General features: G+C 47.9%; 18 protein-coding genes. 5 read left to right on the forward strand and 13 right to left on the reverse strand.

Going from position 1 to position 14418, the window contains the following annotated elements; genetic code table 11:
* Positions 1-98: 98 nt before the first annotated feature.
* The 3 genes from ABF463_RS10990 (at position 99) to ABF463_RS11000 (ending at position 3149) form a co-directional block, all read left to right on the forward strand.
* Positions 99-1109: a FecCD family ABC transporter permease gene (locus ABF463_RS10990; RefSeq protein WP_415533678.1), complete on the forward strand. Its 1011-nt coding sequence runs from the start codon at positions 99-101 to the stop codon at positions 1107-1109.
* Positions 1110-1216: 107 nt separating this feature from the next.
* A complete protein-coding gene (locus ABF463_RS10995) occupies positions 1217-1960 on the forward strand; it encodes a Rossmann-like domain-containing protein (RefSeq protein WP_415533679.1) in 744 nt (247 codons plus the stop codon).
* Between the two features lie 73 nt (positions 1961-2033).
* Entirely contained in the window at positions 2034-3149 is a 1116-nt protein-coding gene (locus ABF463_RS11000; RefSeq protein ID WP_415533680.1) for an ABC transporter substrate-binding protein, read from the forward strand.
* A 582-nt stretch (positions 3150-3731) separates the two neighbouring features.
* On the opposite strand, the gene xerC is transcribed toward ABF463_RS11000, so the two are convergent.
* The 11 genes from xerC to ABF463_RS11055 all read right to left on the reverse strand — a co-directional run bounded on the left by xerC (position 3732) and on the right by ABF463_RS11055 (position 11238).
* Positions 3732-4955, reverse strand: coding sequence for a site-specific integrase (xerC, locus tag ABF463_RS11005; protein ID WP_415533681.1), 1224 nt, complete (start codon positions 4953-4955; stop codon positions 3732-3734).
* A complete protein-coding gene (locus ABF463_RS11010) occupies positions 4946-5176 on the reverse strand; it encodes a DNA-binding protein (RefSeq protein ID WP_415533682.1) in 231 nt (76 codons plus the stop codon). The genes xerC and ABF463_RS11010 overlap by 10 nt, the downstream gene beginning before the upstream one ends.
* A 622-nt stretch (positions 5177-5798) precedes the next feature.
* A complete protein-coding gene (locus ABF463_RS11015; RefSeq protein WP_415533683.1) occupies positions 5799-6254 on the reverse strand; it encodes a hypothetical protein in 456 nt (151 codons plus the stop codon).
* A 148-nt stretch (positions 6255-6402) separates the two neighbouring features.
* The gene (locus ABF463_RS11020) at positions 6403-6696 is read right to left on the reverse strand and encodes a hypothetical protein (RefSeq protein ID WP_415533684.1); all 294 of its coding nucleotides are present in this window, start codon (positions 6694-6696) and stop codon (positions 6403-6405) included.
* Between the two features lie 14 nt (positions 6697-6710).
* The gene (locus ABF463_RS11025; protein WP_415533685.1) at positions 6711-7103 is read right to left on the reverse strand and encodes a hypothetical protein; all 393 of its coding nucleotides are present in this window, start codon (positions 7101-7103) and stop codon (positions 6711-6713) included.
* A 231-nt stretch (positions 7104-7334) separates the two neighbouring features.
* Positions 7335-7490, reverse strand: coding sequence for an HNH endonuclease (locus tag ABF463_RS11030; RefSeq protein ID WP_415533686.1), 156 nt, complete (start codon positions 7488-7490; stop codon positions 7335-7337).
* Positions 7491-7504: 14 nt separating this feature from the next.
* Positions 7505-8062 carry a hypothetical protein gene (locus ABF463_RS11035; RefSeq protein ID WP_415533687.1) on the reverse strand — a complete coding sequence of 186 codons (558 nt, stop codon included), beginning with the start codon at positions 8060-8062 and terminating at the stop codon, positions 7505-7507.
* A 70-nt stretch (positions 8063-8132) separates the two neighbouring features.
* Positions 8133-8378, reverse strand: a complete 246-nt coding sequence (locus tag ABF463_RS11040) for a hypothetical protein (protein ID WP_415533688.1) — start codon at positions 8376-8378, stop codon at positions 8133-8135.
* Positions 8371-9297 (reverse strand): hypothetical protein, encoded by a 927-nt coding sequence (locus ABF463_RS11045; protein WP_415533689.1) that lies wholly within the window; start codon positions 9295-9297, stop codon positions 8371-8373. Before ABF463_RS11045 ends, ABF463_RS11040 begins: the two co-directional genes overlap by 8 nt.
* Before the next feature lie 131 nt (positions 9298-9428).
* Positions 9429-9698: a hypothetical protein gene (locus ABF463_RS11050; protein ID WP_415533690.1), complete on the reverse strand. Its 270-nt coding sequence runs from the start codon at positions 9696-9698 to the stop codon at positions 9429-9431.
* Positions 9699-9828: 130 nt separating this feature from the next.
* Complete coding sequence (locus ABF463_RS11055) at positions 9829-11238, reverse strand: relaxase/mobilization nuclease domain-containing protein (RefSeq protein ID WP_415533691.1); 1410 nt, start codon at positions 11236-11238, stop codon at positions 9829-9831.
* Positions 11239-11304: 66 nt separating this feature from the next.
* Between ABF463_RS11055 and ABF463_RS11060 the strand changes: the two genes are divergently transcribed.
* Positions 11305-12009: a Fic family protein gene (locus ABF463_RS11060; RefSeq protein WP_415533692.1), complete on the forward strand. Its 705-nt coding sequence runs from the start codon at positions 11305-11307 to the stop codon at positions 12007-12009.
* A 72-nt stretch (positions 12010-12081) separates the two neighbouring features.
* On the opposite strand, the gene ABF463_RS11065 is transcribed toward ABF463_RS11060, so the two are convergent.
* Positions 12082-12417 (reverse strand): plasmid mobilization protein, encoded by a 336-nt coding sequence (locus tag ABF463_RS11065; RefSeq protein ID WP_415533693.1) that lies wholly within the window; start codon positions 12415-12417, stop codon positions 12082-12084.
* 4 nt (positions 12418-12421) lie between these two features.
* On the reverse strand, positions 12422-13423 hold the full coding sequence (locus tag ABF463_RS11070) for a helicase (RefSeq protein ID WP_415533694.1): 1002 nt from the start codon (positions 13421-13423) through the stop codon (positions 12422-12424).
* A 328-nt stretch (positions 13424-13751) separates the two neighbouring features.
* On the opposite strand from ABF463_RS11070, the gene ABF463_RS11075 reads away from it, so the two are divergent.
* A partial coding sequence (locus tag ABF463_RS11075; protein WP_415533695.1) for a hypothetical protein occupies positions 13752-14418 on the forward strand: 667 nt, incomplete at its 3' end.

The raw sequence follows: 14418 nt of genomic DNA on the forward strand, positions 1-14418 counted from the left end.
CAAATATTGATTTTTTTTGCAAAGTACTGTATTATAAAAATTATTAAAAATTGCCATTTCATTTCAAAACGTGTAATATACAATCAGGTGGTGTCGCTTTGAATCAAAAACACATGATGGCGGGACGATTTTCTATTCTTCTGGCAGTTTATGTTGTCTTGATCCTGTTTTCATTCCTATTGGGACGCTATCCCATCTATCCAGATAAGCTTGTTCGCATCCTGCTTTCTGTGGTCTTGCCCATCCGCCCGAACTGGGAGCCGGAAATGGCTACCATCCTGTTTCAGGTGCGCCTGCCACGCGTGGTTATGGCCTGTTTGATCGGTTCGGCACTCTCCTGTGCGGGTGCGGCCTTTCAGGGGGTATTTCAGAACCCAATGGTATCCCCGGATGTACTGGGGGCCTCGCAGGGGGCAGGATTCGGTGCGGCGCTCTCCATTTTCCTTTCGGTCGGATATTTCGGCATCACACTTTGTTCCTTTGCGTTCGGTATGCTTTCGGTCGGTCTTGTCTATTTTATTGGCCGGCGCGTCAAACGCAACCCGACGCTTGGACTGGTACTGGCCGGCATCATGATCGGCTCCCTGTTTTCAGCATCCACCTCATTTATCAAACTAATGGCCGACCCCAACAACGTGCTGCCCGCCATCACGTACTGGCTGATGGGCAGCCTGGCTTCCATCCGCCCGCGAGATGTGGCGTTCGCCGCACCACTCATCTTGATAGGGTTAGCGCCGATCTTTTTCCTCCGCTGGAAACTCAACGTATTGACCATGGGTGAGGAAGAGGCGCAGGCGCTTGGCATCCGAACAGCAGCCGTGCGCATCGCGCTGATTTTCGGTTCCACTCTTATCACCGCCGCGTGTGTGTCGGTCAGCGGCATGATTGGTTGGGTAGGGCTGGTGGTACCCCATTTTGCGCGTATGCTGGTAGGCTGCGATTACCGTCGGCTTTTGCCTGCTTCGGTGCTGATGGGCGGAAGTTTTTTGTTACTGGTGGATGATGTGGCACGCGTCATCAATACCTCGGAAATTCCACTGGGCATTTTGACTGCATTTGTCGGCGCACCATTTTTCCTGTACCTGATTCTGCGAAGAGCTGACTTTTAAAAGCGACACCAGCTTTAGCAAAAGACGCCCCCTTCGTTTCAAACCATAACAAAAAACGCGATGCGACAAAATTGTATGCACCGTATATTAAAGCAGGAGGCATTTTGATGTGGGAACTATATGACGCGCTGATTGGAACCTTGCCGGAGGAGCTTACAGTGGACGAAGTCGTCTGCGGCAAAGGATGGACCATGGTGCGAAGCGGAGAGTGCGTGGGATTGGCCATGACCATCCACGAAACCGCACGTCCAGCTAAACGTACACAGCCATGGGAAGGCGCAAAGTTAAAGGACGTCGCCTCCTATGTGAAATCATGGAATTTTGAAGAGGCGGCTGTCGGATTGGCTGCGATCAACGCTTTCTGCAACGCGCCGGAACAGGCACGGAAAAACGGCATTGCCCTCTTTGATGAAGGCTCCGTGCCGGAAAACGATGCTTTCCTCTCCAATGTGGATGTTTTCCGTGATAAGCGAGTCTGCGTGGTAGGACATTTTCCTTATCTGGAACAGCGTGTTGCTCCGTACTGTGCACTTTCAATTCTGGAGCGCGCGCCCCGTGACGGTGATTTCCCAGACTCCGCCTGCGAATACATTTTGCCGGAACAGGATTTTGTTTTCATCACCGGCTGCACGCTGGTCAACAAGACGCTCCCCAGACTGCTTGCACTCTCACAAAACGCCCATGTCGTGCTGGTGGGGCCAAGCGTGCCGCTTTCACCGGTAATGTTCCGCTTCGGTGCGAATGAACTTGCCGGCACGGTGGTCACCCGTCCGGATTTATGCGCACGCCTGGCGGAAAGCGGAGGATCCTCGATTTTTCAGGCCGGCCAAATGGTTCGGTATGTAAAATAAATAAAATGGGAATCCGGAAAGAGCATTGTTGCCAGTGCATCGGCCGGAGTCCCCTAAAAAAGGAGAGACGCATATGCATTTCAAAAAAATAGCGGCGCTGTTTGTGGCATTTGCCATGGCGGGCAGTCTGGCCGGATGTACGAACGGTGGAAAAACCGCATCCTCCGGCAGTTCATCGGCGGCTTCTGTGGCCTCCACCACCTCTGGAACCCGCATGTTCACCGACTCCGCAGGCCGAAAGGTCGAAATTCCCACCAACATCACCAAGATCGCCCCTTCCGGTCCACTCGCGCAGGTATTCCTCTACTCCCTTTGCCCTGACAAATTGGTTGGACTTTCCGGCAAATTCGCCGATTCCGTCAAACCGTACATCGATCAGAAATACTGGAATCTGCCAGTTTTCGGCCAATTTTACGGGAAAAATGTCAATCTGAACATTGAAGCTTTGGCCGCTGCTCATCCGCAGATCATCATTGACATCGGTGAAAAAAAGGCCACTGAAAAAGCAGACATGGACGGTGTCCAGCAGCAGACCGGCATCCCCGTCATTTTTGTGGAGGCTACGCTGGATACCATGCCAAAAGCCTACCAGACATTAGGGGACATCCTCTCCGAGCAGTCGACGGCAAAAAAACTCTCCGATTATGTCGGGCAGACACTGGCGGATGCAAAAACCAAAAGTGCCTCTATCCCCGCGAGCAAAAAACTGAAAGTCTACTACGGACTGGGCGACACCGGTTTGCAGACCAACCCGAAAGGCTCCATTCATGCCGATGTCATCGACCGCGTCGGCGCAATTAATGTCGCGGATGTGAATGACAGCACGGGGACAGGCGGCGTAAATGTGTCCATGGAGCAAGTGATGCAATGGGCACCGGACGTGATGATATTCGACCCGCAGAGCGTGTATTCCAAAGTAGGACAGGACCCACTCTGGAAAGATTTGAGCGCCGTGAAAAACAAAAAAATCTACGAAGTGCCCATGGGGCCGTACAACTGGATGGGCCGTCCGCCGTCGGTCAACCGTGTACTGGGTATCAAATGGTTGGGCAATCTGCTCTATCCGAGCGTTTACAAGTACAACATGGTGCAGGAAGCCGAGAAGTTCTACGACCTGTTCTACCATTACAAGCTAAACGAAGAGCAGGCAAAGAAACTGATGGCAAACTCCACATTCCTGCAATCATAAAGAGTTCATGCACAGCAGCACCCTATTTTCTCGTGCATCGCAAACAGGGATGACGGCCATTTGGACGTTATCCCTGTTTGCAGCGTGGCGATATCATATAGGCTAAAATGTCTACGGGTTTTGATGCGGCAGCACCATGCAGTCAACCGCTTTCCACGGTAAATTTTCTGTTTGTCCGCGCAAATTCACACGAATGTCATATCCTATTCACAATTTCTTCATCCCTTTAGAATATTCTATAGATACAGCTTTTTTCATTTTACCCTCCTCTTCTCCTTTTGATATTTCTTGTATGATTTTCTTTCCACCGGCCACAAGGCCGGATTTTTTTGCCCAAACTTTCCTTTTCACACGCAGACGCGCGGCTGCATAGGCTAAAAGGGAAGGTGATGGATATGTGCGGTATTGCCCATTTCATCATTTTAAAGCAGCACAAATTTTTACACAAAATCTGAAAACCCGCATAGGGACTTGACTGGTAAGGGAATGTTTTACCAATACAGAAATGCCATCTGAATTAATTGGTGACATTTTGATGACTTGGGTTTTGACAACCATCACAGCAGAGTTTGCTTCTCTATTCTATCGTTCCAGCGAACATTTTTTATGTTTCGTAAACACCTCTTGATGATATTTGCTCAAAACAGCTTCTTTACGCTCCATTCGGACATTGACATATTTGGCGGTGACACCCGCCGTACTCAGGCTATGGCCTAATATTTGGCTTACTGTGAAAAAATCACCGGTCAAGTCGTGCATATTGGTTGCCGCTGTGTGCCGTAAATCGTGGAAGCGAATATGCGGCAACCCTACACTTTGCAGCAAAGCTTGAAAGGTCACGGTAATGTCAGATCGACTAAATGGCCTTCCGTTTTCATGGCACACAGCCAACCGATTATCGAAATAGTCTACAGATGTTGATAATGCCTTCTCTTTTTGTTGTTGCCTCAAAATGTGGCACTGTTCGAAATATGGTCTTGTTACTGCCGTAATAGGAAGCACCCTATCCTTCGATTTTGCTGGTGGAAGTTGATCTGGCAACATGTGATTTCCCTTTTCCAATCTGTAAGGTAATTGTTCCCTGACAATAAACGTTCCATTGACCAGATCAACATTGTCCCAACGGAGACCCAATATTTCGCTAATGCGCAATCCATATAGCCCGGCTAAAATAATTGTCAGTTCCCATCTGGTTCCAGTGATTTTTTCCATTAATTGTTTCATTTGTTGTACAGTATACGGTTCGGGCAAATGAATATCATCTGTAAATTTCGTGATAATGTCACGGGCAGGATTGCGTTCTATGTAATGATATTTGCGCGCAGCTTCTAAAGCGGCAGATAAAATGCGATGGTCAATTTTTATTGTGCCCGATGACAAATCTCGCTCCGACAGCATATTATAAAAATCGTCCAACTGCTCTGGCGCTAAATCCCTAAGCCGTATAGACCCAAGAGCCGGAATAATATGATTCTTAATATGGTTTTTGTAACATGCCAAAGTGGATGACCGTAAATTTGCTGCGCCGTGCCGTTCCACCCATTTTGTAATGTATGCCTGAAGCGTTTGATTTCCCTCTCTGGACAACGTAGAAAGTACCGATGCCGGTTGTGTCGCCAATTTGACTTTCATGGCCGCCTCATAATCAACAGCATCACTTTTTTTCGCAAATCCCCGCTTAACATGAGCCTTATAGCCACCAAGCACCTTATATTTTATATTGACATCATAAACCACACCAGATCGACCTGTCAGTTTACCATTACCGTCACGCTTGTTTTTTACCTGCCGCGATGTTACAGACATATCATTGCACCTTCTTTGCAGGCCGTCTTGTTACGCTCATACCACTCCCAAAGGGCTTGCACTGTAAGAAGGCGCCGGTTACCAACTGGTACAAATTCCATTTCGCCATTATTCATTAATTCGCGGAGTTTGCTTTCGCCTAATCCGCTGATTTGACTCATTTGTTCCACAGTTTTAAAAATAGGCAGAGACGCATGAAGATTTAAAATAATTATGTGCATAGTAAGCAAGCTCCTCTCGGTATTCATTACATTGCTGAAAATGGAACACCATGCGCCACGAGCAAAAAACTCGTGGCAGCAAGTCTTACATTTTCATTTTAGGATGCATCGTATTGTCAGGTGGGGCTTCCACCCTCGGCTCACCCCCGATGTGCGGGAACATTCAGGCCAGTCTATGGTTTAGACTATCGGACGGTACCGTCCTCGTACCAACCCCCTTGACTCCGGGGCAGAGTTTGCCGACCCATGCTGTGTTTACGGCTCGCGGCGGTCACCATACCGCGGATGACTTTCTCGCTCGTACCTTCTAAAGAGTTTACACGGGATATTAATAAACCCGCAGGTAGTCATGGCGTTTGCCTTTAGCCGCTTTGCTTGTCCCGTATTTGCACCGTGATCAGGCACGTAAACATTACAGCGGAACCTGAATGCTGGATATGACCGGCCCAATTGCCGGTATTTTTCGAGGTGCGGGAGAGGTGAAAAAAACACCTCTCATATATATAGGACAGAAATAAGCCGTTTTGATACTTTTTTTTTGCGTCTTCGCGCAATTTCAGAGCATTGCACAACAAATTTCTGTTAAAAGCGTCAAAAACTCAGCATTTTTACACTAATGGTTTCAGCTTAGTCTTTTTCGGATTTGTGCCAAAATATTCCGGATTGAATGTTCAACCGCCGAAGGCGTACACCCTTGTATCTTCGCAATATCCGAGTTGTTGTGTCCTTGGAGGAACATAAAGAGTCTTTCTCGTTGAATTTGAGGATAAGACCTGAGCACTTCACGGACGACAATCCAAATATCACATGTCCCACTGAAATCCTCGACAACGGCATGATGAGCGCCTTGATTGATTGCTTGAACGATGTCGCCGTACAAATATTCACTGTAGTACAAAAAATGTTCGATGTCGTGATTGTCTCTGTGACGACTATCGGATTTGCGTTGTCGATCATAACGGTGCTGTTGTTCATCATTAAATGTCTTTATAGCTTCCAATTCGGCACTCTTTAGCTTTTTAGGAATCCAGTGCCGTTTCGGTTTTCCGTTTAGATCAATGATTGAGATATAAGGCATAGCTTTCCTCCGTCTGATGTTATTTACGGGGAGAAAAGCGGCGTTCACGGTGCCGAAGTACAATCCATATATCGGCTTATGACCCGCTGTACATGAAAATTAATTCAAAAAATCGTTTTACTCAAACCGGTTTGTCCGCTGGAACAGCTCAGTCATGATGCTCGTCTCCTTTTCGAAATCCATTTTCAGAATTGGTCAGTCTGTAAAAGTCCATGCGTTTCAGGCAAGCTATCTGCGTCTGAAGCGATTGGATTTTTTGCTTGCGCATTTTTTCGGCTCGATTGATCGCATCTGTCCACGTAACATGCCAATCGGGCTTGTGAAAAATTCCAGAATGCCGTCCGCGGAGAACAGTAACCCGGCTATCATCTGTCTGCGACAACTCAACTTCCGCAAGGTAGATGCCTTCCGTAAGCGCATAGCGCGTAATGTAGACTGTCAAGAATCCTCATCCTCCTAAATATCATTGCTATTGGCAACCTGCTTCATGGCCTTCATGATGAAATATCGCTTTCCAAATCTCCTGCCTGGAATTTGTTTGCAAGCTTTTTTCAAGGCTAATCGCATAATATATGCCGCCGTTTCAGTGGTATGAAGGCGCATGGATGTGTCCGACAATTCAGCGCGAAGGCGTTCTATTTCAGCAATGCAAACCGGCAAATCAGTGCGAGAACAAGCCATATATTCGGCATCTTTACGCTGAGTGTGGAAGTCGGCAGCCTTTGCGCACAGTATCACAGCTTGCGGTGAAACCATACCAACAAATTCACCGGAACCTATTGCTTTCCATTCCCATTTTCCAGGTGTAGCTTCTGCGCACCGTTTTTTGATAGGATCAAGGTTTAACATAACAAATATTCTTCCGTCGTTTTTTCAACTCATCAAGGCCGCAGCCTATGGCTTTTACAAAAGCCTCCGCTAATGTATACCGGATAGCCTTTTCCCATGTTGATGTTGTAGCTTGCGCTTCCGTCCTTGAAGCAATAACCGTATATTACAGATTGTCCGTTTTCCACCGGGCGCGGCTCCTTTAGCTCAGAAAAATAGTCACACGAACGGCAGTCTTTTGAGGGTGGTTGTTTAAAAAACATCATCTTCACCATACAAGGATTTTACATGGTCAACCTGCATATCCTCATATTGCAGATTGCAACCGCAGTAGGCACAGTGTCCAGCCGTTTTTTCGTAAATTTTTCTGCGCATTTTCTGCGACAGACGGTGGCGTTTCATTTCCATGTGGAGCGACCTCTTTAGATACCATCGACGTGGCCTATATCTTTTGATATCCCGCTCCAATTCCATAATCCTTGCATACCTTTCGCCGAGATTGGTTCCGGTAGCATTTGCGCATTGGCGATTTCCCAGGCATAGCGCCCGGGAGTCCAATCTCCAAAAAGTATTTCTTGCGCGGTAGGATAATGCGGGCATAAATGTTCGTCGACCCATGCGATACGATGCTCCAAGGTCCCCGTCCATCCCACTGCTACAATCGGGCGGCAGGCAATCAATTCACCCACGGCCACAATCGCTCCGCGTGGTATGTCAAATCCGTTGTCGGAGCCATCCAAATTCATCTTTGTTCTCTTGAGGTGCCAGCCGGACCGCCAATATCCATAATGCTCTGCCAGCGCAGTCGTAATTGCGTCGAATGTCTCCAAAGGCATATCTGCCTGTTTGGGTAGCTTTTTAACGGCCGCGTGAATTGCAATCGGGCCTCTGTATCTGGTGACCCGCCCCCTGGTTTCATACTTCTTGGCTCCGCAGGCGAGAAGGGAAGCCCATGGTTGCCATATTGTAATCGCTTTCATAATGTTGCCTCCAGTTTTGCAAGCTTTTCAAATGTATTCGGGCTCATAGCCTTTCACTCTCCCAAGGCATTTATTCGGTACGCGGCGCTGTGGCACCGCAGGAAGACGATGCGCGGTTGCGACCGCGACCGGCAGTGTGCGCACTCCCGACCTTCGTTGTTTGCAACTTCGGCAAGCAGTGGATGTGTGTACACACATCCGCAATTTGCTTGTTGAGGGGCACCCCCAAACCCCCGGTAAAATGCGCCGCCGCGATTTTCCGAACGCCCCATAAACGGGGCGGCTGTGCATCATCCTGATGCACGAAATTATTCACAGAACCGGCTCTTGATTTCTTTCCAGTTTGCAGCGACACCGGGCCAGTTTCCCGACAATTCCTCCAAAAGCGCCCTTTCCTCTTTTTCCTGCTTGAGAACGCTTTCGTATTTCCGGTCGTTTCGATATTTGACCACATTTTCACTGATGAGGTCGCTGATGACCTGCGGCTCCAAAGCGTCCAGCTCCCAGCAGTCATGACCGTATTTTTCTATGTAACCGTTCGCACGGCTGTCGCTCAATTTTGTAGGGTTGGGCGGTGGACTGTATCGGTCGATCTGTTCCATATTTAAAGCAAGCCGATGAAATTGAACATGGTGGGCTTCATCAAACATGGCGAGCCGTTCCTGAATATCGCGGCTCATATCCTGCCCGCTGGGGTCGTGGTCGCCCAAGTGCAGCAGAATGATATGTTGTCCCTGATCCCGGTGCCGGCGCAACCGCTGCGCCGCGCCCCACATTTCGGATTGCGAAACATATCCTCGGCACGAAAAATGCGATACGTCCAAACGGGCGCATATCTGTCCAACAATACCGATCAAAGCATCTTTTTCCACCCACACCTCCACATAACTTTTCTGGCCTTTCCAGTGGTCGAGATGATAGGAGTAGGCAGCGGAATCAATCATGCTGCCGGGGGTTGTCCAATGTGAATTTCCGCGCAGATAGCGCGTGCGATCTTCGATGGCTGTCCAGTCGATCAGGCCGGCAAGTCGCGCGTCGGAAATCAGAGCGCTCAGCATTTTATAGCTTTTCTCTTTGTTCGGGATAATGTCGCGCGTGACAAGCTGATAGTAGACTTGCCGGAGCGTCAAGCTAAACCCTTTCCGTTCATAATCAGACACAACATTGTTGATTTTTTCAATCAAGGACAAACTGGCCAGGCGAAAATTTTTTCGTAAATATTCAATCTTCGGCATACTCTTCGCAGCTCCTTTGGCGGCATTTTTTGTAATACATCAAGCGGTGCATAATCTGCGCGCGCGTCCGACTCTTAGACAACAAATATCGGTGAAACCCCATGAAGCTCATTTGAGCAAAGCCAATTTTTTTACGCATCTGGATTGCAGTCTCCTTTCGCCTGTTCCCCATATTCTTCTAAATAAACTTCGGGGGTAATTACTGTTACATCTCCCGGGTCAAAATCCAGTCCAAGCCAAGCAAGAAGAGCCGGAAGGTTAATTGCGGAAACCAATGCCTCATAAGGTATTTTTCGCCCCTGTGAAATGTCGCCCATGTTAATTTCCATCCCGGCTTTAGCCGGGTGACCATGCTCATCCGTTGCCATTCCCATAATTTCCACATAGATAATAGAATCCATTATATTCCTCACTTCCGTCTTAGGGATGTTCCAGTGTGTCTGTAAATATCATAGATTATGGAAAAATCTTTTGCAAAAAGTTGCAAAAGATTTTGAGCTGTGATACAATATTGCATTGTTTTTTTAGCTATTACAGAGGTCTGTCGTTTTCAATATCCGGTTTTTTTGCCTCACTATCATCTGGAATATCCAGTACCGTATCAATATTTTTCTTGATAATATGCAACTCGTCCGCCTCGGCTTTGGCTTTTTGATATTCAGTGCGTACCTCCTGCTTTTGAGACAGCAGCTCTGCATATTTTTTCTGGAGCTGTGCCATTTTCGGAAGAGCTTTCGCATGAAGCACATTGAATGCTTTTTTTGCATTTTCGTGTTGCAAGATTTCTGTTTCATGCTGGGCGCGGAATACTGGGTTCCACCCGGAACGCTGGTAGTCTACATACACCGCACGGGTTTTGCTGTATGCGATGATTTGAGACTTCAAATCTTGAACTTCCTTCATACGCCCGTCCAGCGATTTCATTTTTACGGTCAGCGCGGATTGCTTCTCAGCCGCAGCTTTTGTGCGCTTTTCCAATTCGGCATAGTCTGCAATTCCGTGTTCTCGAATATAGTACAGCGTTTTGGCTGTTTGCTTGACATTGAATATTGTTGCCCAATGTGCATAGCCGGCGCCTTTCCCGGCCTGCAATTGTGCACGGATGTCTACCAGCAGATTGATTTTTTTAGCAAACAGCACCTGCAATCTATACCGTGCAGAAGCAGGTTGTTTGGTCTCCAGCCGTGCACGTATGGCTTCCTCTGTATAATCCGCGCCGAGCGTCTTCATCCGCGTAAAACGCGTCTGACCCGCCGCACGAAAGGAAACATATTTTTTCCCTGTTTGTACTTCATAGCCGGCTTGCCGCATCTTTGCAAGGAAGTCCGCGTAATCAATACAAGTCGGTAAAATGGTGTCAATCATCGCACGCAATTTCTTTTTCCAACTGCCGCCTTTTTGCTCTGCCGCCCATTCCGCATACTGTTTCCCTTTTTCTTTTGGGCGGACAACGGACAGACCGTTCGCCGCGCAGATGCGGTCGCTGATTGTACGGGCCGCCATAGCCGATCGGTTATAGTTATTCCACTTATGTTCACAGTCAAGCGCGGTGCTGTTCCATACAATATGGTTGTGGATATGCTTGTGGTCTGTATGCGTGCAGACAATGAACTGATGCTCGCCTTTTAAAAATTCCGCCGCCGTCTCATAGCCGATTTTGTTTGCTTCCTCCGGCGAGACTTCACCCGGTTTAAAGGACTGCATAATCCGCCACAAAACAGCATTGTTACTTGACCGCTTCCGGCCAGTCCGCGCTTCATAAGCGTGCTTGACTGCCGTAAACTCCTCAATGGCTGTATCCGGTGTGCACTGATAAGCAGATACCAACCTTCCGTTATCTGTTTTTTTCGGATTTTTATAGTAATTGATGCGATCTTTCACCACATATGCGATGGATCGTCCGTTGCGGACTTTGACGCATTTTAAATCTGATACGGCCATCTGCTGTGTCCCTCTTTTCTGGATGTGGTATAATAAATCAAAAGACCTTCAAGGAGAAAAAGCGATATGAGTAGCTTTTCAAATAGATATAACTTGACACGGCAACAGAGCGTTTTTCTTGCTAAGAAAAAATGGGATGAAAACATCTACTGCGGCATGAAGATGGAAAATCGGAATGTTACGTTCCCGCAGACGCAAACCATTTTAAATGGTGTCAACGTGCCCGGTGTCACGCTGGATGACATCCAGGCCATTCTGAACATGCGTGACGCGTGGCGTTTTCTCTTGTCCTCAATTGATGAACCGGTAACATTGTCCTGGCTGTGTCAAATTAACGGGTTCGTTGCCCGAAACGAGGCACTTGAATGGGGTGTGCTACGGTCAGGAGGCGTCGGGATCTCCGGCACAGATTATGTGCCGCCCATTCCCATGGCCGAGGAAGCAGAAAAAGAGCTGGCCGGTATTTTATCTTCGGGACTAACCGCGACGGAATCAGCCATTGATGCCTTCTTATGGGGAGCCAGACGGCAGCTCTTTTGGGACGGAAACAAGCGGTCGTCCCTGCTGCTGGCCAACAAAATCCTTGTTGCGGGCGGTCACGGGCTCCTGACGATTCAAGAGAAACACATGGAGGCGTTCACCACGCTCCTTTCCACTTATTACAGCACCGGCAATTGGCAGAAGATCAAGGATTTTCTGTATCATAACGCGATTCACGGGATAGATTTCGCAAAACGGCTCCAGCCCCATCACAGAGATATGGAACGCTGATGCTCGCAACCTCCGGGGACCTTCCCCGGAACGCTGGCGGCCTAATGCCTTTTTTACACCGCCGCCACGGTGTTAAACGCCCTCCCACTTGTCCAAAAGAACGTTAATGGATTTCCAAACCTCCATCACACCGTGCCGAATATCCCCGACGTCTTCTTCGTAAAAGTTGTGGGTCTGGTTAACGCGGCGGGCAATTTGGTTAACGTTGTTGCTAATATTCCGTAACAACGCCAGCAATTCGCGCACATCGGACATATCCAGATGTACAACATACCCATCCAGTGCCATTTTTCGGATATAGCTTCCGATACTATGTGCGCCGGCGCGCTCCATTTTCAGATCAATGAGTTCTTTTTCGCGGGGACTGACCATTACGTGGAGTTGGATAGAACGATAGCGATTTGCCATATATTTACCTCTCCAGTCTTGCATTGTGGTAACGAATGTGTCGGGCAGATTTGCCCGCATCCATTGAACGGTCTGTTTCTGCGCTGGATTTAGGCTCTTTATCATCTACGCTTAGGAGAACGTTGAGGGCTTGCAAGCGAGCCGTCTTTTCGGCGAGTTCCTGCTCCTGCGGAAACGGCTTGGCCACTTCTTCTCGGGCGATTTCCATCTGCTGCTGTAAATCGGCCAGATGGTCACGCACCCCGGTCAGCCGCTTTGGTATTCCCGCCAATGCGTTGTCCATGCGCGTGATATTTCCCAGCGCGTCCGCACCTATGTCCACTGTGCGGGAAAGCTGATGCCGGAGAGACAGCTTGAAAACCTTTTCAAAGCTGTCGATGGACAATTGCAGTAAAAAGCCGCGATATTCTCCCAATGGCACAGCGCCGTCAGCGGACTTCATTTGCTGGCAGGCAGCAATAATCGCCTCGCCAGCCGTTTTTTTATCAGACAGGGTTTTGCCCCGCACCATCATAGTAAAATGGTCGGCGTCCTGCTGAGAATGCTCTATGGCACATTTTGCATCTGCCTCCAGTCCAGCAATTTGCTCCTTTGTAGACTGGATTTCCTGCGGGTAATGTTTAAGCAGGTTATCTTCCAACTCGTATTTCTGGTTGGCATAGCTGGACTGGAGCATCCGCAGCTTGGACACCTGAATATCGAGATCCATTTTCTCCTTGATACGCGGGTCGCCTGTGGCGAGCGCTTTCACTTCCGCGAAAGAGAGCGCGGTGCCGTCTACGTCCTCGCAGCTCCGGGCCGGCGCTTTTCCGGTCACGACCTGCCCAATGAATTTCTGCTTGTTTTCGACCAGTGACCAATTGTAGGCATCGAACGTCCCCTGCGTGACATAGCGGAAGATCCGCGCGGTGCCGAAATGATTGCCAAAGCGAAGGATGCGGCCGTCCCGCTGCTCCAGATCGCGTGGCCGCCATGGTGAATCCAGCGGTGCATTCGCTGGTTCCAAATTGGATAAGTGGCCACAGCGGTGGCGTCCGGGCGCTGAGCGTAGATCAGCAGTTGATCGGTGAACGGATATTTGTAAACGCGGGCGGCTGTGTTCAGAAAGGCCATCCACGCTTCTGGGGATTTTGTCACATTCAAAGCTGTCTGCTCCAACAGAGCCGATGTTTTTTGCAGATTGCTTGCCATGTATGTTCCTGCTTTCCTTTTAAAATTGAAGATGGTATAATTGCCAATAAAACAGCATTTGCAAATTATTAGGGCTCATCATGTACAAATGTACTTGCAAAACCAATTCCTCTCGCTCAGATGGCTTTGAAAGGAAGATTATTGTGTCTTTATATGCATATGGAGATATAAACAAGGAGCACATTGTATTAGCCGAAAATTGCTCAGCAGAAGATATAGAAAAAGTATTTTATTGTCCTACAAGAAATTGCCCAGCAAAGCTGGAATTGGTTTCCGTAAATTCCAACAAACGCAGACCATATTTCAAGGCAAAGAAACAAGGGAGCCATTTAGAGAGCTGTTGCATGCCTCCGTCCAATTTCAATCCTACTCAGTACACAGACGCTGGATTTAATTTGGAAGCGTTGCTCATTCGTCTTGAACAATACAAAGAAAAATTAAAATCTGAAGATGATGTAAAGCAATATCCATATGGAGATGGTTGCTTACGAAAACCAGAGTCCTTATTAACGATATACTACTTACTGAAATCATATTTACCAAACGACTTGTTCGCTGGAAAAAGAATATCCGACCAATTGATTGATGGGAGATTAACAACTTTCTACGCAAAAGAACTTGAAGGGCTCCGAATTATAGAATGCCGATTTGAATGGTACACCACAAATGATAGAATTATATATGTTAGGGAAAATGTTAAAGGAAAATATTTGTTGCGCCTTAAATTTACAAATTTTAATACATTTATCAAGGCAAAGCAAAAAAAATTTAAGTCAACGGATCATGATAAGCGGAAACTTCACCACATAT

It is taken from the genome of Ethanoligenens sp., from assembly GCF_047718355.1.
Taxonomy (GTDB): domain Bacteria; phylum Bacillota; class Clostridia; order Oscillospirales; family Ethanoligenentaceae; genus Ethanoligenens.